The 20,927-nt window shown below is 39.9% G+C and carries 12 protein-coding genes; 7 read left to right on the top strand and 5 right to left on the bottom strand.

Annotated features, from left to right (window positions below; genetic code table 11):
- Positions 1 to 62: 62 nt before the first annotated feature.
- A complete protein-coding gene (locus NH462_RS02760; protein WP_017216779.1) occupies positions 63 to 1,466 on the top strand; it encodes a TIGR00366 family protein in 1,404 nt (467 codons plus the stop codon).
- A 174-nt stretch (positions 1,467 to 1,640) separates the two neighbouring features.
- On the top strand, positions 1,641 to 4,187 hold the full coding sequence (locus NH462_RS02765; RefSeq protein WP_253103734.1) for a GGDEF domain-containing phosphodiesterase: 2,547 nt from the start codon (positions 1,641 to 1,643) through the stop codon (positions 4,185 to 4,187).
- A gap of 56 nt (positions 4,188 to 4,243) precedes the next feature.
- Here the strand turns inward: NH462_RS02765 and hemH are convergent, their stop codons facing one another.
- Positions 4,244 to 5,263: a ferrochelatase gene (gene hemH / locus NH462_RS02770; RefSeq protein ID WP_253103737.1), complete on the bottom strand. Its 1,020-nt coding sequence runs from the start codon at positions 5,261 to 5,263 to the stop codon at positions 4,244 to 4,246.
- A 236-nt stretch (positions 5,264 to 5,499) separates the two neighbouring features.
- On the opposite strand from hemH, the gene NH462_RS02775 reads away from it, so the two are divergent.
- Positions 5,500 to 7,053 (top strand): PAS domain-containing methyl-accepting chemotaxis protein, encoded by a 1,554-nt coding sequence (locus tag NH462_RS02775; protein WP_253103740.1) that lies wholly within the window; start codon positions 5,500 to 5,502, stop codon positions 7,051 to 7,053.
- Positions 7,054 to 7,122: 69 nt separating this feature from the next.
- Here the strand turns inward: NH462_RS02775 and NH462_RS02780 are convergent, their stop codons facing one another.
- Positions 7,123 to 8,331, bottom strand: a complete 1,209-nt coding sequence (locus tag NH462_RS02780) for a site-specific integrase (RefSeq protein ID WP_010379393.1) — start codon at positions 8,329 to 8,331, stop codon at positions 7,123 to 7,125.
- Between the two features lie 645 nt (positions 8,332 to 8,976).
- Between NH462_RS02780 and NH462_RS02785 the strand changes: the two genes are divergently transcribed.
- Positions 8,977 to 9,504: a hypothetical protein gene (locus NH462_RS02785; RefSeq protein WP_253103742.1), complete on the top strand. Its 528-nt coding sequence runs from the start codon at positions 8,977 to 8,979 to the stop codon at positions 9,502 to 9,504.
- A gap of 51 nt (positions 9,505 to 9,555) precedes the next feature.
- Complete coding sequence (locus NH462_RS02790) at positions 9,556 to 12,252, top strand: ATP-binding protein (RefSeq protein WP_253103745.1); 2,697 nt, start codon at positions 9,556 to 9,558, stop codon at positions 12,250 to 12,252.
- A 379-nt stretch (positions 12,253 to 12,631) separates the two neighbouring features.
- Here the strand turns inward: NH462_RS02790 and NH462_RS02795 are convergent, their stop codons facing one another.
- From NH462_RS02795 to NH462_RS02805, 3 genes are all read right to left on the bottom strand, one after another.
- The gene (locus NH462_RS02795; protein WP_253103747.1) at positions 12,632 to 13,864 is read right to left on the bottom strand and encodes a DUF642 domain-containing protein; all 1,233 of its coding nucleotides are present in this window, start codon (positions 13,862 to 13,864) and stop codon (positions 12,632 to 12,634) included.
- A gap of 253 nt (positions 13,865 to 14,117) precedes the next feature.
- Entirely contained in the window at positions 14,118 to 15,140 is a 1,023-nt protein-coding gene (locus NH462_RS02800; RefSeq protein WP_253103752.1) for a substrate-binding domain-containing protein, read from the bottom strand.
- A gap of 87 nt (positions 15,141 to 15,227) precedes the next feature.
- A complete protein-coding gene (locus NH462_RS02805) occupies positions 15,228 to 16,118 on the bottom strand; it encodes a LysR family transcriptional regulator (protein ID WP_253103755.1) in 891 nt (296 codons plus the stop codon).
- A gap of 759 nt (positions 16,119 to 16,877) precedes the next feature.
- On the opposite strand from NH462_RS02805, the gene NH462_RS02810 reads away from it, so the two are divergent.
- Both NH462_RS02810 and NH462_RS02815 read left to right on the top strand, forming a co-directional pair.
- Positions 16,878 to 18,101, top strand: coding sequence for an alpha-xenorhabdolysin family binary toxin subunit A (locus tag NH462_RS02810; protein WP_045988529.1), 1,224 nt, complete (start codon positions 16,878 to 16,880; stop codon positions 18,099 to 18,101).
- An 85-nt stretch (positions 18,102 to 18,186) separates the two neighbouring features.
- Positions 18,187 to 20,535, top strand: coding sequence for a hypothetical protein (locus tag NH462_RS02815; RefSeq protein ID WP_253103759.1), 2,349 nt, complete (start codon positions 18,187 to 18,189; stop codon positions 20,533 to 20,535).
- Positions 20,536 to 20,927: the final 392 nt, after the last annotated feature.

The raw sequence follows: 20,927 nt of genomic DNA on the forward strand, positions 1-20,927 counted from the left end.
TCCGAATATCGGTAAGATGCGTTGCAATTTTTACCGTTACCTAATTTGGAGCTGTACTTTCCATGGCAAAAACATTGAAAGTTCCTCATACACTAGTCCTGCTACTAGGTATGATGCTAATTGCATTGCTGTCGACCTGGATTATTCCACAAGGCTTTTTTGATACTGCAACCACTGATACTGGCAGACAAGTTGTACTTGCTGGTACCTACCACATTGCAGAAGAATCTGTTCAACTTACTCCTTGGGATCTGTTAAAAGCTATTCCTCGTGCTTTTGCTGCTGCGCAAGACGTTATTTTCTTTGTGATGATAGTGGGTGGTGTACTCGCAATTGCACGTGCAACAGGCACTGTTGATGCGTTGATCGGGCGCTTACTTGAGAAGAATGGCGATAAACCACAAAAGCTGATTTTTATGGTGGTGTTCTGTTTTGCAATCGCGTCAAGTGCGATAGGTACTGCAGGTGAATACATTCCGTTTGTGCTGATTTTAGTTGCGCTTTGTAAGGCTATGAAGCTCGATGCCATGACTGCCGTTGGCATGATCATCGCAGGCTACGGTATTGGATACGGTGTGTCAGCATTCAACCCATTTACGGTATTAATTGCTCAGCAAATTGCTGAAGTACCAGTATATTCGGGCATATGGTTAAGATTTGCTATTTTTGTTCCATTTGTACTGATTGGCTTTCATCATGTATGGAGCTATACAAAAAAGGTACAACAAAATCCTGAACACTCGATGATGAAAGATGTGCCTTGCCCACTGGCGGGTCAGGCCGCGCCAAGCTATCCGCAGCTTAACGGTCGTCATAGAACCATTTTGCTTACCTTTATTGTGACACTTGTTTGCGCAGTTTGGGGAATTGCTACTCAGGGGTGGTATTTATACGAGCTAGGTGGCTTATTTATTGCGTGGGGTGTCGTGATTTCAATTCTTGGTAAACTGTCAGCAGACGAAGCTGCAAATCGTTTTATCGAAGGAGTTTCAGACTTGGTCACTACTGCCGTGCTTATTGGCGTAGCTCGTGGTATTGCCCTTATTCTTGAAGATGGTCAAATCCTTCACACGATTGTACATGGACTTTCAACTCCTCTTTCTTATGTCGCTGCAGAAGTTTCGGCTGTTGGTATGTTACTTATCCAAACGCTTTTAAATATGTTTATTCCGTCGGGCTCAGGTCAGGCATATGTGACTATGCCATTGATGGTGCCTGTGGGCGACTTAGTTGGTGTACCAAGACAGGTTGCGGTACTTGCGTATCAGTTTGGTGATGGCTTCTCAAATATGATAGTGCCAACAAATGCGGTATTAATGGGGATACTCGGTATGGCCGGCGTTCCTTATACACATTGGTTTAGATTTTGTATGCCGTTGATGGCTAAACTCATGGTCGCTGCGGCAACTGTACTGGTACTCGCTGTGATGTTTGGTTATGGTTTGGACGTACAACCGCAACTGTAGATAAACAAATTTTCTTCTTAGATAGCGTCAATCGGCGCTATCTCGCCTTTACTAGACTCAATTTCTCAACACAAAGCAAATTTATTGATCTGTATTTATATTCTATGTAGTTTAATAAGCTATTATTATTTATTAAACAAAAATCTTGGTCGGGAATGAGCCATACAGACTTCTATGAATTTAACGTTTAGCCATTTTTACAATTTAACATCTACTAATCAGCGATATCAATTCGCATTGAAACAGTTGTATGAACGATTTGATGCGGATCATTGTTTTGTGGGTAAGTTTATCGATAACGATAAGCGCGTAAAGACCGTGATGTACCTCGCGAATGGTAAAGAAGTCGATAATATTATTTATGACCTTGAAGGGACACCTTGTTTTGATGCTAAAGCAAGCAATGATGTATGTTGCGTCACAAGTGGTTTACAGCAACTTTATGAAGAGGATGAGATCCTTCGCGTTTTAAGCATAGAAGGTTATCTTGGTTTAACCTTGCGAGCATTAGATCATACACCCATTGGAATCATGGTCTGTTTGTTTAATAAAGAAAAACAAGTCAGCCTAGAAGAAAAACTATGGTTTCAAGAGTTAGGACACCTGATCTCAACGGAGCTAAGCCATAATTTAGAATTGACCAAACAAGGAATTTTGCTCAAACAACTTGCAAAAGGCGAGCAAATAGCGGACTTATGCACTTGGACGTGGCAACTTAAACAGAACAAACACTACTTTTCCTCTCATCTTAATCATCTAATTAAGACAAAAACTGATTCTCTTTCTCTATCATTATTACTAGATAAACTTACGATAGAAGATAGTGAGCGACTGCGGATAGCTTTAGAGAAAGTCAGACTAAGTGGAACTCGGCATGTTGATTTACAAGTTTCGTTGGCCTCTCGCACCGAACACTACGGGTTATTAAGAATTATTGGTCAAGTAGAGTCTGATGAGCAGCATAGCGATGAGCTTGTATTCACTGCGACCATTCAAGATATTAGCTATATTTCATCGCTAAATAAACAGCTCGAACTCACTAATGTTGTGTTCGAGCATGCAACAGAAGCCATCATGATCACTAACAATGAAAATAAAATCATTATGGTAAATCGTGCTTTTGAGCGACTAACGGGTTATACCGGCTACGAATTATTAGGCCAAGACCCTGCGGTGCTATCATCTGGTAAGCAAGATAAATCATTCTATGAAGCCATGTGGGCATCGTTGAGTACGGTTGGTCACTGGAAAGGAGAGATCCACAACCGTCGCAAGAACGGTCAGATTTATCCTGAAGAATTAACACTTAGCGTGGTGAAGGATGAGCAAGGTAAAGTCGTTAACTACGTCGGCATTTTTAGAGATATTACCGAATGGAAGCGTAATGAATCCCAACTTACCTTCTACGCTAACCATGAACCATTAACTGCGCTGTTAAATCGCCGTAGCTTTATGCAGCGCTTAGAAGAACAAATATCGGGTTCTAGAAGTAACAATACCAGTTGCTCACTGCTTTTTATTGGCTTGGATAGGTTCAAGGAAGTCAACGATGTCTTTGGTCCGGAGATTGGCGATAAGGTACTTATTTCTGTAGCTAAACGATTGAAAAATGCGGTTCGCCAAAATGATATTATCGCAAGGTACGGTGGTGACGAGTTTGCGTTACTACTTACGCGCAGCGATGTGGAAAGCGCGCTAAAGATTGCTCAAAAGCTCTCACAGAAACTTTCTCAGCCTTATGTATTTAATGAAATTACCATAGAAGTCACTTGTTCTACAGGCATTGCACAGCTTGAAGCAGGCTCTCGGATCACCGCAGCAAATTTACTCAGAAACGCAGCACATGCACTTAATAGCGTGAAAAAGACCGAGCGCGGACAGGTAGCCTTACACAATGCGGCAATTCAAAATGCCTATTTAAATAAAATAAAGCTTAAAGACAAGTTAAAACAAGCACTGAAAGAAGGAGCGCTTACCGTTTATTATCAACCAATCGTTAATGCTGATACCAACCACATCACAAAGTTTGAAGCCCTAGTGCGATGGTTTGACGATGAGTACGGCATGGTTTCGCCTGGCACTTTTATTCCTATCGCTGAAGAATTTGGTCTTATTCATTTAGTTGGACAGTTTGTGCTTGAGCGTAGCTGCCAAGACTTAGCAAAAATCCACCAAGCTGGTTTTACAGAGGTTGGGATCTCTATTAACCGTTCTGTTAGTGAGTTTAAAGCCAGTATTAATCAGGTGAAGCTAATCACCTCTGCCATTGAAAAAGCCAAGATCCCGTATGAAGCAATTACCATTGAAGTTACCGAATCGCTTGCTACAAATCGCTATACTTGGAAAACGCTTAATCAACTGAGGGAGCATGGGATCAAGGTTTCGCTTGACGATTTTTGTACTGGCTATTCATCATTAAGTAACTTGATAGAAAATCAGGTGGATTACCTAAAAATAGACAAGAGCTTTGTCGACAGCCTAATGTCTGATTACAACAAACAAGTAATGATTGACTGCCTCATTAAGCTCAGTGATAAGTTGGGAATTGGTGTGATAGCCGAAGGGGTAGAGCAGTTTACTCAACTAGAAAAGTTACGAGAGCTCGGTTGTCATCACATTCAAGGATTCTTTTACAGTCCCGCAAAACCAATAGATTCCTGTCTTGAGTTACTCACAACAGACGCTTTTGCTGAACAAACACAAAGTGCATTAGAAAAATAAAGGTGTGATATTTTGATATCACACCTCAGAAATAGCAGATTGTTTCTGCGCCTTTATTACAACAGTGGTTTTATCAGCGCTGTGATCGCTTTAATGTGATCATCACGGTCGTTTAGTGCTGGAATATAGCGATACTTTTCACCGCCAGCAGACTCAAATACCTCACGGTTTTCAACTTCTAACTCTTCGAGCGTTTCTAAGCAATCGGCACTAAAAGCAGGGCTTAAAATAGCGACATTTTTAATACCTTGACTCGGAAAACTCTCGAGTGTTTTGTCCGTATAAGGTTGCAACCATTCAGCTTTACCAAAACGACTTTGGAAGGTCGTCATCACTTTTTCTTTATCAAGATTAAGTTTTTCAACGACTAAGCGAGTCGTTTGCTGACAAAAACAGTGATACGGGTCGCCTCTATCTAAAAATAGCTTTGGTGTGCCATGATATGAAAATACCAATTTATCCGGCTCTCCATTTGCCTCAAGATCTTCTCTAATAGAATTAGCTAAAGATTCAATATAAAGCGGATGTTTGTGATAGCCATTAATAAAATGCAGTTCAGGTACCCAGCGCCAACCTCTTAGGACCTTTGAGATCTGATCAAAGGTTGAGCCTGTCGTTGCACTGGAATATTGGGGATATAGCGGCACGATGATAATTCGTGTGATGCCTTTATCTCTTAACTTCTCAAGCCCTGATTCAATTGACGGGTTGCCATAGCGCATGGCAAGCTCAACTTCGATGTCTTCAAAACCTTCACTGCGTAATTGCTTCTCTATTTTATCAGTTTGCGCTCGACTAATGGTTATCAAAGGGGAGCCTTCATCGGTCCAAATTGATTGATAGGCATGTGCTGACTTTTTAGGGCGAACACGTAAAATTATGCCATGCAAAATCATTAACCAAATTAGTCTTGGAATTTCGACAATACGGGGATCGGAGAGAAACTCCGCGAGATAAATTCTAAGTGCTTTAGCCGTTGGTGCATCTGGGCTACCTAAATTTGTAATAAGAATACCCGTTTTGGAATTAAATCGGCCTTCATGGGGATTATCTGTTATGGCTGAAAAGCGAGACACCTAACGCTCCTTAGATTATCATTTTAATAGGATTATTTTACAAGAAAGGCTATACGGTAGTAAGCCTAATTTCGATCTAAACTGGCATAAATCAATTTGCGCCTAAAATTAACTCACACTATAGTTGTAATTATCGTTAATTAATCCCTTCTCTATTGCTATTCATGGATTGAGGGCGTATTTTCCTGCAAATCTTTAAGGGAAAATCAATTTTTTGTTAGTTTTGGACATGTCTAATGAGAACCAACCACCCAGTAACCCAAAGAGAAAAAACCTTTTCTCGCGATGTAAAGCTTATCTCTGTCACTGATCTGAAAGGTAATATTGTTGACTGCAATCAAGCGTTTATCGATGTTAGTGGATTTTCCCGTGATGAGTTAGTTGGTCAACCTCATAATATAGTACGACATCCAGATATGCCACCTGTGGCTTTTCAAACCATGTGGACGCAGCTTAAAACAGGTAAGCCATGGATGGGGATCGTAAAAAACCGCTGTAAAAATGGTGATCACTACTGGGTCGATGCCTATGTAACGCCAATAACAGAAAATGGCAAAATCATTGGCTATGAGTCGGTTAGAAGCTGCCCAGATAGAGCGACGGTTGAACGGGCAAGTCAACTTTATACAAACGTAAATACTAATAAAGGAAGCAGTTTCAGTCTTCCCAAATTACGTTTCGTTTGGCCAGTATTTAACATCGTCTCGTCACTGGCACTTTGGTATTTTGCTTCAGAATCTGCAGGCTTTTTTTGGTTAATGGCCAATATGCTGGCATATTCAGCCTATGCAACTTGGCGCGATAAAGAACAGCTGAGACGACTAGAATCTGAGTTGGCGCACAGTTTTTGCGATGAGATATCTGAGCAAGTTTATTCGACTTGGGATGGCACCATGGCATCAATCCAAGTTCGTTTAAAGAGTGAAAGGGCACACCTAGATACAATTCTTACGCGTGTTGAACATGCGGCGCAAAACGTGTCAAAAGGAGCGCATACAGCGAGTAAAGAAGCGCGAGCAACTTATGCCGATTTACAAAAGCAGCAAACTGAGACTGAGCTTGTTGCCACTGCCATGAATGAAATGACAACAACCATCAACGATGTCTCTAACAGCGTGCAATTGAGTGCTAAAGATGCTCAGAACTCCCTTGATTTGACTTCTCAAACAGAACAGATCGCTAATAAAACCAAAATTGCTTTTGGTGATTTAAGTAATACCATTGCCGACATCCGCAATTCTGTTGAAGGCGTCTCTAAGCAAACTGATAAAATTGCTGCTGCCGCACAGATTATTGAACAAATCGCTGAGCAAACTAATTTGCTAGCACTAAATGCAGCAATTGAAGCTGCGCGAGCTGGTGAGCAAGGTAGGGGCTTCGCAGTAGTTGCTGATGAAGTTAGACATCTAGCACAGCGTACTCAAGAGTCGACGAAAGAGATCCATGCAATTATTGAAGAGCTAACCAGCAGCACACAAGCGTCAGTAGATATTGCTCAGCAAGGCCAAGAAGAATCGCTCCATGGTATTGAGCAGCTGAATCAAAGCACCGATATGCTACAGCAAATCACCCAAGCTGTTATCCAAATTAGTGATATGTCGATGCAAATTGCGACTTCGGTTGAGCAACAAGCAGCCGTGTCTGATGACATTAATCAGCAGGTGGTGAATATTGCCCAGCTTGCAAACAACAGCCTAGATAGCGCAGACAAAGTGCATCAAGAAAGTAAAGATTTAGAATCTACCGCAAAAGAAATGCACGAATTGATTGTTCGTTTTAAGCGTAAGTGAGTTTTAGCGTCGTGCACTTATTCATTGAAGATTCAAAAGGACATTCTCGAATGTCCTTTTTTCTTATATTTATAACTTCCGTTTTAAGCCCGATTTGGCGCGTTCTTTAATATTGGTTTGAATATAAATTTGATCGGTTGTCGCGATTTTGGCGTGACCTAAATCTTCAGATAGATGTTTTAGCGGGCGGTGTTGTGCATCATGTGTTGCACCTGTATGCCTTAGCCAGTGTGAAGTTGCGGCTTCGAGTTGCTCTGACTCTTCCGTAAAGCCATCTTCCTTTAGTTTAGCCACTGCTAAGTCAAAACTTTGCTGAACAATACGGCGTAATTGACGAACGTTCATACCGCCTTGACCCCTTAGTTTATGAACAATTGGGTAGGGCTCATCAACGCGAGGCAGGGCGCTTAATCCTCGGTACTGACGATAACGCTTTAAATAGCTGATGAAGTCTTCGCTAAGCGTTACATCCCTTAGCTTATTGCCTTTACCCATAATTCTTAGGTACCAAAAATCATCTTGATCCTGCCAAAAATGGCTCATTACCGGTGACCAATGAGGGCGGTCTGACAGCTCTGAAATACGTAAATACAAACCCTTTAAACAAGCTAATACAAAGAGATTCCGTTCAAGGTCTGGTTGCTGTTCACTTAAATCACGAGTTACACCAAAAACATATTCCCATTGCAAATCACTCAGCGTATCAGGAAGATTGATTTGCGATTGAACAACTAAATACGGGCTATTTTTCTTAACCACCGGAACAAAATTAGCGAACGACTTTTCTTCTAAAATAGCAAACTTGTAAAACACATTCAGCGCGGTAAACATCGCGGCCAACGTTTGCTGGCTAGCACCATTTTCTTTGAGAACAAAGGGTCGCCAATTTTCGTTAACCTGACGGATTCCTTGGTTTTGCTTATAACGCCACTGTACAGAAGTTTGCGTCCATGCTTTATCTGGCTCTACCACAAAATCTACATACGCCTCGATGTCTTCGCGTTTTAGCTCAAACACTGACTTCTCAGCAACCAGCCAAGACCATAAATAAAAGCGCTCAAGCTCATTACGAAAACGGTTAAAAGTTGCTTCAGACTTACGACCGTAAACATACAAAAACTGAAATAAGAACTGCAGCTCGTTATGTACAGGTAGTGATTTACCATGACTAGCCAAGAACTTTGTCAGTTCAGGATACTCATGCGCAAGCGTATCATCTTCAAGATGGGCGATTTGATACCTAAGCTGCTTTAAGGTGTCAACCAGTGGTAAAATCATGGTAAGTCCGATATTGGTTAGTATTGGACATATTATAGTGATGTAGATACCTGTTATGCAATACTGTATAAACAAGCCTATAATTTACGTTATGTTAAATTGTGGGGGCTAAAATTCCTCATCCTGTAGGTTTTTCTTTATTTTTCAAATATTCAGGCCCCCTATTCTAATTTCTACGTCGCATTACAGCAGAAGCTTGGGTGTTAATATCACCAATCATGCAGTTGTTCAGAACACCGCTAATGTTGTATCTCCATAATAGCAAGTAACTTTTTTAGTCGTCGTAATAATTAATAGCAAAAGGCATCGTTTACTTTGGATAGATATTATAAAATAAAGAATTATTTCTTAACTAAGTATTTACAGTTAGTGTTCTACAAGTCAACAATAGTAAAGAGAAGATCTCTAAATATTGAGCTCACAGTATTTTTGTAGTTGAAGATATTTTAGCTGCAAATAAGATGGTTGATGCGGTCTTGCAAAATTGTGTTTTAAGGCAAGATCTGTTCACCTGAGCGTGGCCTTCTAAGACATAAACAATCCTTACCATTATTGTAGGAGAAAGTACCTAGATATAACTCAATGACGTAATGGTTGGAACTGTTGATGAAGGAACGCATATTTTATGACTAAAAGGAAATCTCTATGTTTAAAAAGATACTACTTCCAATCGCTGCAACTATGTTTTGTATTAGTGCGGCTAACGCCCTAACTCCACTAGAGGATCGTGCTCGAGTTTCTAGGATGAATGCAGATCTGCTGTTGCCTGATGGTTCTACGTTAAATGTAGACGTGTCATTCGATTGTGGTAGCGACTATAAGAATACGGCACTGATGGTGATGAGTGATTCTGGCGCTCAGTTATTAGCGGCTGCTTACACACATTTATATGGTGTTGAAGCTGGCGAAGCAGTAATGCATTCTTGGAATAACAAAAAGAATGAAACTGATCCTCGTAAACCCACCTATTTGTTTGTGCTAGCAGAGCGCGAAAAACAATTTAATTGGACAAAGTCACAAAGTGGAAATCAAAAACTTAACAAAAGCTTAAAAAGTGTTACAATGAAGCGTAATATGGTTGATGAAACGGTAGTTGATGATACTAAAGTCGATTTGCCTGTTGTCGTAGCGGGTTGTGGCGTAAGAGATCACAATGCATACGAGGTCAACTAGGAAGTAAGGCCAGCTCTTGTGGTTGGCCGCATTTAATTAATGGATTGTCTCATGCGTTTCTTCGTACTTTTATTCCTAGCTGCTTTTTCGTTGCAGTTACAAGCGTTCCAATTTGAACATTTAAATGGTGTCGTTCATGACTCAAACGACAACTTTTATTTGTCCTCACACAATGGGGTATATAGATACGATGGCCGTCATTTTCTTCCTTTAAGCAAAGCTGCTGGATTACCCAGAGGCTTAGTTCGTGATATCAAACTGCAACATAAAACATTGTTTTCTTTGTATTCTAATGGTGACGTTTGGATCACGAATCTAACGAGTCTAGAATCGAAAAAAATAGCTTCTGTGGAGGCGACAAAACTAGCGTTAACAAACTCTTCGCTTTTCACTCTAGGAAGATATGATGTTAAAAGGATTGATATTGAGTCAGGAGTAGTCAGCACAATATACAGTAGCTCAAGCAGAGTTTTAGACATTGACGCGTTTGCAAATTTAGCCTATTTGATGACAACAGAAGGTGTTTTTTTAATACAAGATGGCGTAATAAAAACCGTTGAAGCACTAAGCATCGATAATGGCAATTTAGCGGCAACACCGCATGGCGTTGTTTATTTTGTTAATAATAGGATGAGTTACTACTCTACCCTACAGCAGCAGCTTATCTCTAATATGGAAATAGACAATGCTGATAATATCGTATTTGCAGCTCCCTATTTTATCTATTTTACAGATAACGAAAGCGTTAATGAAGTTACGCTCACAGACCTAAATATTACAAGAACAGGCATTAACACCAAGAAAAAGAACTACAGCAAACTACATGTGGATGGCAAAAATAGGGTGTGGGGTTTAGGCCTAAACACATTCGAGCCTATCGAAGTTGGTCTTAAGTCTTCGGAGTTGTCTTTAGGGTCTAAATATAATGTACTTGAAGGCGTTGCAGGAGAATTGTGGATTGGTACTACCAAAGGTATATTTCAAAAGGCTGGCAGAAATAGTGTTGAACCATTAGCTTGGTTAAATAGCCAGATATCAGCTCAAGCATTTGAGGTTACGGCTTTTCAACTCTTCAATCGCGGTCTTGCGATAGGAACCGATATGGGCACCTATTTCGTTGATTTAGCGAGTAAGAAAATAACAAAAGTTCATGATGATTATGTGCTTAATTTCTCAGTGATTGATAATACATTGCATATCGCTACAAATGGCTATGGAGTTGTTGAAGTTAACTCAAACTTGGAATTAATAGTAGACAAAAAACTTAGGCAGTTGCTTCCTAGCCTGGAAGTCTTAGACATAAATCATAGTGGTAATTATATCTATGCAAGCACCAAACAAGGTTTGTTGGTTGTTGATACACAAGACTGGACGCGCAGTCTATTTGAAGATGGTGTAGTTGTCACTGATAGCTATGTCACAGAGGAAGGCCTATTTGCAGCGACTTATGGAAAAGGCGTCTGGTTTAAACCCAATAGTGGAGTTTGGCAAAAGTTAAGCTCACCAAGTTTTGTAAAAGAATTCGTGGAGTTTAATGACAATTTGTATTTAGCGACCAACAATGGTGTCCACATTTTAGAAAGAGGTGCAGATCACACAAAATTGGTACCAGGTACAAAGGCACACTCTTTTACTATCGGAAGCCTTAAGGTTTTGGGCGACAAACTTTATGCTGCCAGTTCAGACTTTATATTTGAGCTCACAACGGCTCCTTCTGTCGATCTTTATGCGCCAAAGGTAACAAGTGTCACTCTGGATGGTAAAACCTATTTGGAGTTTACTGAACTGGTTAGTCAGCATCCAGCTATTGAAATAACGATTAGTGACTACAATTTTGTAGATCAGCATGTCAACTCGTTTGAAGCAAACATAAACGATACTGGATGGCAAAAATTGTTAGCTGCGGGAATGCAACTTAGCAACCTAAAACCAGGAGGATACGATATTTTATTTAGGGTTGAGAATAAGGGACGCTACAGTAACGTTACGTCATTGACTTTTAACGTGGCTGCGCCGTGGTATTCAACACCTTTAGCTATTTCAGTGTATGCTGCCTTGGTCTTCATCCTAGTGATAGCGATTTCTGTGTATATATATATTTGGGTGCAGAGTTTTCATAAAGTTTTCAGGAATAATCAGCGCCAATACCAAAAAGAAGACTTGAGTGATGCTGTCCTTAAAGTTGCCGAGGCTAAAAAGTTGTGTAGCGGTGATGATATTACGATTTCAGAAGGTTTAGACAAACTCGACCAAGCACTTTTGAAGCTCGAACCATTGGCAAGAGGTCATGCGGCACTTGGTAAAGAAAAACTGAGCGTTGCTATCAGTATGTTGCAGGCTCATTGTTCATATATGAGTGATATGGATCTCGATTTCAATATTTCCATTGGTGAGACACAACTTAAAAAACAGTTGGAAAAGGACATTTACAGCGTAACCTACCATTGTGTTGATAATTCGCTTAAACATTCAAAAGCAACACAACTCAGCCTGTCTATTAGTAAACAACAAGATAAAATTCATGTCATGATTTCTGATAATGGTAATGGAATGGCGCTTTATTCACGACTTCATTTTGGATTAGGGATCTATACCATAAAACAAATTGCGAAAAGCTATAAAGCCAAGTTGAGTATTAAAAGCTCAAAAAAAGGAACTGCTATTCACTTTGTGTTTCCTCTTTTAGAAATTGGCAGGCCGAGTAAAGAAGAAATTCAAAAAGAGGTTTTAGAGAGAATGCAGGATTAGACGCCCAAACAATATCTTTTTATCTTATAAATTTTATATCTCTTGGAAATATCAAAGCATCTTCGCTAAGGCTTTTACAAAATTAATGGTGTTAGGCTTCTAATATAAAACAATCAGTTACTTTAGCTATAAACAAAAAAAGGCGAGGGTTACCCCTCGCCTTGCTTAATTAACCTGAGCTGCGGATAATTGATGCCTTTCTAGCAGCCTGTTTTAGCGCTAACTGCGTTGAATTCACTTCCAATAGCCAGATATTGGTGCGTAAATTCGCCTTGTTTTCCCTAAAACTCTCTGGCTAGAAAAGGAAAAAACTAAGTTGTTCTTTAGAAACAATGAGTTGGAACATTCCTTATCCAAACCTCAGGTTAATTAGACAGACCTATTCGCAGTAATTCGCTACATACGTTAAATCGTTGATGTGCTCAGGGCCATCCATAACAAAGGTCGCTTGTGCCGTATTTGGATCTAGTGTGTAGATCTTCGCATCTTCACCTGAATTACGACCAGACACGTATAAAGTGCCGTCAGAGCTTACTGCTAAACCTGATGCCCAATTTACGCCATGCTCGCCAACAAGATCTAAAGTCATGTCACCCTTATCTAGCGTGTAAAGTGCTTTACCTGTTAGTACGTAAATCACGTTAGTATCTGCTGAATATGCAATATCACCATGTGAGAAGTCATCACCTGCATAGCTTAGTTTACCAAGCACTGTTTTTGCGCCTGTTTGCATGTCAAACTCATAAAGATAAGTTTTGCTGCTTGCGAGTAATTTAGTACCGTCTGGCGTTACTGCTGAACGGTATAATGGCCATGAAACCGCATTAGCAGCTAGCGTCTGCTCTGCACTATCTAGTGAAACTTTCCAAAGTGATGACGCCTTAGTTGCACTGTCGTTTTGTTCCATAAAGTAAAGTGCGCCATTGTGCGCAGCAATATTTGAGGCTGTGTTAGCGATGCCGTCAACGTATGCATAGGTACCATTAACCATGTCGAATTTATAAACATAGCTATTGCTGTCTTCACCAAAGTTATTGATGCCATACACGCCTACGTTACAGGTTACTGGCGGCTCTGGAGGTATAACTTCCTCTTCTTCTGTTACGACGACGTTGTCTAATAACGCACCATATGAGTCAGAAGTACCTAAACCCTGAAAACGTAACTGTGTCGAACTACCTGTCGCTTCAACCGTATACTCGTACTTTGTCCAGCCACGGGTCGTTGCAGTCATCGTTACTAGTGTATTATCGCCAAACCATGCACGTGCGCGATTAGTTGAATCATTGTTTACCACTCGAGGAGAGTAATAAAAACTCACTTTATACTTTTTACCAATCGTGGTTGGGATATTCTGGTAGATTGTATAATTTGCCGTCGAGTCAAGCTCTAGGTATTGATTGCCGTCTTGAGGTACGACAATACCAAGGCTTTGTTTTTGAATTTCGAATTTGGCACCTTCTCTGCTCCAACCTTGGAGATTGTCAAATAACGCCCAATCACCAGAAATATTGCCTGATGTTTCAAACGAGCCGTTAACGACTAAATTGTCGGCTGCACTTGCTGTACCAACAACTGACATTAACGCTAAGGTTGCAAAGTTAAGTTTCATAGCCACTCCAATAAAATAGAGCTAATGTAAATTTTTTGTTTACATTAACATCACTTAATATAATACCATTGTCGTATTTTTTAAGTTTGCGGTCAATGAATAACCGAAAAACCAGATTTTATGATGTTTTACGTCTCTAAATAGGTTTTTAAATTGGTACTTTAGTATTGTTTTTGTGGCGTGAAAAATAGATGTTGAAACCTATCCGTTATATTGACTGAAGCTTAGGTTACGTATAGCAAGGTCATTAAAGCTAGTGGTTAACGGTACATCTAAGAATGTTTGTTTGATTGCAGTAATGAAAGTCTAAGTAGTAGTTATCCTTGGAGGGCGCCTGGCCAAGCGCTATCGTATTATAAAGCAATTCCGCTCCTTTTCGGCCCATTTCATAGGGGTTTTGGCCAATATTGATTGTTGAAAGCCCCTTTCCCAAAGCTTTAAGTTGTATCTCTTCTGTATCTGCGGAAATGATCACAGCATCGTGATTCGTGATCTTCTCTTTGTAGGGTAAGACGCGTTCAATATAATTAGAGTGAAATTGGGCGAAGCCTGCTACAGCAATAAAAATCGGGGGATTTTCATAACTTAGCAAGGTCAATAGTTGGCTTATCGCATCTTCGCGTTTACCCATTGTGTAAAGTGGGCATCGTTCGTACTCTTGCCATCCCTGCTTGAGATCATTTCCTGTTGTTGAAAGGTTGTCTGTTGTATGTGTAGCAAGTGCATATCTAACGCCATTAATTCTTTTATCTAAATTAGGTGTTGAGTGATGACCTGTTTGAATACAAAACGATTGAAGCGCAGCCGTTTTATAAGGTTTGGCAGCTTCTCCTAGGGCAACACCAAATGCAAAGTTATCGGTTCCTACATAGGCGAGACGGTAATCTTTATGCTCTATTAAAAGGTCAGAGTCAAAAGTGATCACCGGGATCTTCAATTGCTTCGCCTTTTTGAGTGAACGTGACACGAGATAGTTTGAATCGGTAGTTGATATTAATAAACCGTCTACCTTTTTATTCAATAGTTCGTTGATGATAAGGCTTTGCGTTCTAAAATCTTGATAGTCGTCTGCACCATCGTAGATACATTCTACATTTGGATGTTGTTTTGCAAAGTCTACACACCCTTTATACGATTGTTCATAAAAGGTGTCATTTTTAGTTTTGCCTACAACCGCGATGGTTATTTTCGCTTGAGTACTTTGACTCACTATCGCAAATAATATTAGCCCAAATACCAAGGTACAATGGGAGAATAGATTTTCCTTTAACTTCATGTTTAGAGTGAATTAATTTTCTTAAACTACTGCAAGCATAACGTAGATTCTTAGTAACGCAAATGAGGACAACATTCCATCTTGCGCTCAATAGTGCATCGCAGCATTTTTCAATACAAATTGATGAGCATCCATATAGCTTTTAATAGCACTTTGCGCAATTCGTATCGTCGCGGGTACATCAGTACTACCTTTATGAATGCAAAATACTTCCACTTTTTCCAGCTCGAATTCGGGATCTACACGCTCTAGGTTATGATTATTAAATGCGATGATTTCTGGCACTAACCCAATACCCAAACCGCTTTCAATGAGCCCTATTGTATCGCTAACTGAGTTGGTTTTGTGATGTGCTTTGAATGAAAGTGGTTTAACGATATTTTGTGTTGTATGGATAAATTCATAATTTGTGACTTTGCCTTCCCAAGAGTTTGCAATGTAAGGAGCGGTTGTGTCGTTAAATTCACTGTCCTTTGCTTTATACAGCACGTCTCTAAATGAACCAATATATTGCTGTGATTGCTCCACATCTGCGCTTTTTCCCACTCTAACAGCAAGATCTATCCCCCGCTCCACTAGATTGAGAGGGCGATCTTCATTAATTAAATTCAGGCGGATTTTAGGGTGTGTCTTAATCAGCTTACATAGTGCAGGTGCAACGATGGTTTGCATCAAAGCATAGGATGTTGTAACTGTTAACTGCCCTGCGAGTACTGATTGCTTTGATCTTGCTTTTTCCCAAGCTAATTCTGATAAATGGCTGATTTCAAGGCAGTATGCATAGAAGTCTTTACCAACGTTGGTCAATGATTGGCTTCGTGTGTTTCTATATAGTAGTGGTGTTCCTATTTCTTCTTCTAGTTTCTTGAGATGTTGGCTGATCACTGATTTGGACAAAGCTAACTTCTCCGCGGCTTTGGTCAGTGATCCTGACTCTACCACCCCCTTAAATATCATCATTCTTCTTAGTTTGTTCATTTTAACTTCTCTTTTCACGTTACTTTATAAGATAAAGACCGCCACACTTAAGTAAAATTACATAAATATTACATAAATTAAACATGTATTTTTAATAGTTATAAATGAAATGTGCTTTTTGGTCTATACCAAATTCAGCGGCACTTTCCCAACCTAGCTAAAAGTGGTTATTGATAATTTTCTTAATCGTTTTAGGTTTAACCTTGTTTGAATTTTTAAGTCATTTAGATAACTTAAAGTGGCTGCGCTAACGGGCAGTTACTTTGATTTTTCTATACAAGATCAGATGGCTGACAATAGATTGAATTTATTTTCTCAACAAAGAATGTGCGTCTCATTTACAGCGGTAGAAACATTGAGTTCGATTTTATGAAACAGTTTAATTAAGGTTGAATTTTGAGCGAAAGTGGCTGTAAAAATAAACTGTTGACTATCTGTCTGTAACAAATTCCTCTACATCTAAAGCTTTAGATGGCCAAGTTTTAGCTTGCTTTTGTTAACTTTTATTTACTTAATTTGTTGTTTTGTAGATTGTATACCGTGGTGTTTGGTGTTATTGGGAATGCAACTAAACCGCTCAATTTGTTAGAAAGTGTAGAAATTCTTCCATTCTTATTATCCCTATATCAATAATATTAAAAGTACATTTGGTTAACAAATTAACTACATGCACTTTTATCTTCAGTTGCACTTTGGAGACCGGTAAAGGTCTAGTGCAACTTAACAGTTAGAACACCGATTGATTAAGGAATATGAAAGATGAAATCAATTAAGTTAAAGAAAAGCGCAATTGCTATCGTAACGTCACTCCAATTATTTGGGCTTAGTCAGCTCGCAACTGCGAATACCGACGTCCCAGAAATCTCACCAATTATGTACGATACACTTCAAGGAGATATTGAAGGTGCACCTTTGTTTGTAGATGTTGGTTCAGATGATTTTCTATTAACACAAGAGCAATGGCACACAATTCAAGTATTCGCTCAAGCTGCTGTTGGGTTACCAAACAACGAGTCTGCATTTAGAAGTTCAACGCGCTACCCTGACAACACGCCTTTGAATAACCACTATAAAGCGTTAATGGAAACGTTTGGAGAAATCAACGCATCTGGTCAAAACTGGAATCATAATATCTACCCTAGCGTTATTGATTTAGCGACAAAACTTGCTAACTACTCAGACACTCATGCACTGTTAATTAACCCGTTTATCAGCCAATTAACCAACTTACATAACGCTTCACTTACGGGGGATATGCAAGCTGCTGAGCAGAGTCGCCAAGCCGCAATTTCATTTCTCAATACTTTTATGAGTTTTATTGACTCAAACCTGAATAAAACAGAAGAAGTGGTGAATGAACTTATTAGTTTTCAGGGGGGATTGACTACGCATACAGGGGAGTTGGAAACGCTTGAGAGTACATTTGCTGATATCTTGAATAAAGATCAGCCTGCGAATATTCGCGAAAAAATTAGTACCTTGCAAAATCGCCTAAACAGTCTTAACAACGAAAAAGACACTAAGTTGAAGATAGTAGCAGGCCTCTCTGCTGGGGGACCTTTAGTGTTGTTAATCGGCGGTTCTGTGCTTGGCAGCCAAGTCGAAGAACTCAAAGATGAAATAGATAAGGTTCAAGCACAAATTGATAGTTCAAACAAAGACCTAGCACATTCAGTGAGCCTGGCCGCATCTTACGAGATTGCTAAAGGTCAAGTAGATGGCATGAATGATAAGATCCTCAAAGCAATCGATAATGTACGCTTAGTGCAAGTGCATTGGCAGTCTCTACTAGGAGATATGCGGTCACTTAAAGAAGTCTTAGAGCAACTAGACAGTGAAAATGCACTTCGAAATGCTAATGTTGTGGTAGCTGGTATTGTTTCATCTCCGCTTGCAAGCAGCGCAACAAACTCGTGGAAAGACATTTCAGACAAAGCGAGAGCATTTTTGCAAAACGCTTATCTACCTATCTCTGAGCAGTAATCAAATACAACATGCATTCCTTATTGCTATAAGGAATATATCACAGTACCTGAGCTAAATATGCTCAGGTACATAAGGAGTTACTATGAAACCAACTTTACTCAGCCTATTGATTGGCTGCGCTTTTTCGAGCCAAGCTGCGACTTGGAACGAGCTATATAATCTTGAGCTAAGTCAAAACCTACCGAGCGTTACGACTTCAAATCAACAACAGATAGACACACAAAATTATTTGGTCTCGGCCTTACATGTCAATTTGAATGACGTGCTTACCAGTGCAAGAGATCATAATACTATCGTCATTGCTGCTGACACTCTAGAAATAGACCGAAACATGATTTTCGATGCGCCAAACAAACGAATTTTTATCGTCGCACGTAAAATAATGGGTAATGGTACGGTGAGTATCAATTTAGACACCCAAAATGCGCAAGCATCAACATTGGTATTTATGGCTGATAAAGTTGAGGCTAATATCAATATAATCACAGCTCATTCGCCAAGTGATGGTGAAATTGAACGCTTTAGTATTGCTCCAGACTCGTTTGGTACACTATATCAAGTTATACAAGGCAATAAGTTCGCAACGCCTATTTCACCAGCGTTAACGTCACTTATCTCTGTGCATAAAGAGTACTTTTTAGATGCATTTGAAAAGTCATTCGATATGGCGGCTTCCATCTATGATCAAAATCCAGCGTTGAGTATTGAGATGTTGAGCTGGCCTGAATCTATTTTAAACGTATCTCATGATGTTAGAGAATCTTCCGTTCAAGCAAAGAATTTTTACTTGCAGCTTGCTAATTTTAAACAGTTTTTGTCGTACGCAACACTTAACAAAAACTATGTACCTAGCCTATCCCGCGACTTTTATGAGTTAACGATTAAAGCATATATTGAAGCGATGGAAGCATATCAGGACAGCTACAATAATTTTCAGCAACAAGGCCGAAGTTTAGAAAACAAGCGCCAAGATCTCACTTTGATGCAGAATAACCTATTCGATGTCGCATCTGCTGAGCAACGAATTATCTCTCGCTCTGTAGATCAACTGACGAGCTTGGTAAAGACACTTGATGAACAAAAAGCATCATTCAGCGGACAAGAAAATAATGTCTTCTATTCAGGGGTCGAGTTTCAACAAGGAATTTTGGACTACAAACTAGATAAAATCACTGAAATTGGGCTTAAAGTACTTGAAACCGTAATTAGTGCAGGCACTGCATTTGCGGGTGCTGCTGGGGGTGACACCAGCGGTCTGAAAGACTTGGTCGCGAGCTTGCCCGCCACAATCCAAGAGATCAATGAGTTAAAAACCAAAATTGATGATATCGCGTCATTAATGGATAAAGTGCAAACGGTTAGTGGACAGTTAAACGTGCTATCGCAAAAAACTGCAGATCCGTTTTCTAGCAGTGAGCTTGCACAAGAGTTCAATCGCCTTAACTCACTCATTCCAACCAAAGAAGAGGCAAATCGAATTTGGGACGAATTTTTGATAACCGCTAAGGCGCAAATGAAAAAAGCCATAGATGAAGATATTGATGGTGCAAGCGACTACCTTGTTGCTATCGAAAAGTTGATTAATCATGGCAAGGCAATAGTTGCTGTAGAGATTGATATTGCCCAGGAGCAGTCCAGACAGATAGATTTGCGCATCACCGCTGATGCAAAGCTTAAACAAATCAATCGTATAGATGCATTTTTACAAAACACTCAAAACAGTCTAGATGAAATTCAGGGCATGGAGGAACAGCTATTCCGGACTTTGAATAATCTAAAACGTCCGATATTTGTTGCATTAACAAACTATCAGGCGGCATTTAGCTACTGGTCTCTTGATGACACCATTGTGACACCAAGCCTCAATCAAAGTTATCAAGAATACCGCCTTGACCTAGCCTTGCTACGTGAGCAAGAGGCCGCGTCATTATTACGCTTTAACCCTCGACCTCAAGATTTTATGCTCACCATAGAAGAGTTAGATGCGCCGCAACAATTGCTGGATTTTGCGCAAGACGGTGAAATGAGTTTTACGCTGTCGTTGGAAGATATTAATTTTTCCCAGTTTGATCGAGTTAGATTAGACGAGGTCAATGTTGTACTAGAAGGTTCGGGGTTAAATGAGAACCAGCGCTATGATATCGAAGTAAGATCTAGTGGTTCATATCAAGATAGGTTTAAAGGGCAACCCTATCAATTTAGTGCAGAGTCGTTATACCGTTTGGTAAGTTACGAGCTGTTAGATAGCGAAACGACGAGCATAGATCCAATCACCAGTGGTGCAATCGCAAACGATTATGCGATTAATTACTTTAAACCAACTCCGTTTACCACTTGGTCAATTAAGCTGAAAAATCCACAGCTTTATGACTTAAGTAAAGTGACGAATATCAGAGTGTCGTTTAAAGGAAATGCGATCCCCAAACAATAGTGTAGTACTCGCACTTTACAGCCTAGTAGGAGCTACTTCACGTGGCGAACTGTTAACAAAAGTTCGTAGGATTAGCCTGCTCCTACTTTGGTGAGACTTAAATATTTGGTAGGTCAGATTTCCTTTCGTAGGAGCCACTTCACGTGGCGATCTGTTATCAAAAGCTCGCAGGATTAATCTGCTCCTACTTTGGTGAGACTTAAATATTTGGTAGGTCAGATTTCCTTTCGTAGGAGCCACTTCACGTGGCGAACTGTTAACAAAAGCTCGCAGGATTAATCTGCTCCTACTTTGGTGAGACTTAAATATTTGGTAGGTCAGATTACCTTGCGTAGGAGCCATTTCACGTGGCGATCTGTTAGCAAAAGCTCGCAGGATTAACCTGCTCCTAC

This window comes from Pseudoalteromonas sp. OANN1, assembly GCF_024124685.1.
GTDB classification, from domain to species: Bacteria; Pseudomonadota; Gammaproteobacteria; order Enterobacterales; family Alteromonadaceae; genus Pseudoalteromonas; species Pseudoalteromonas piscicida.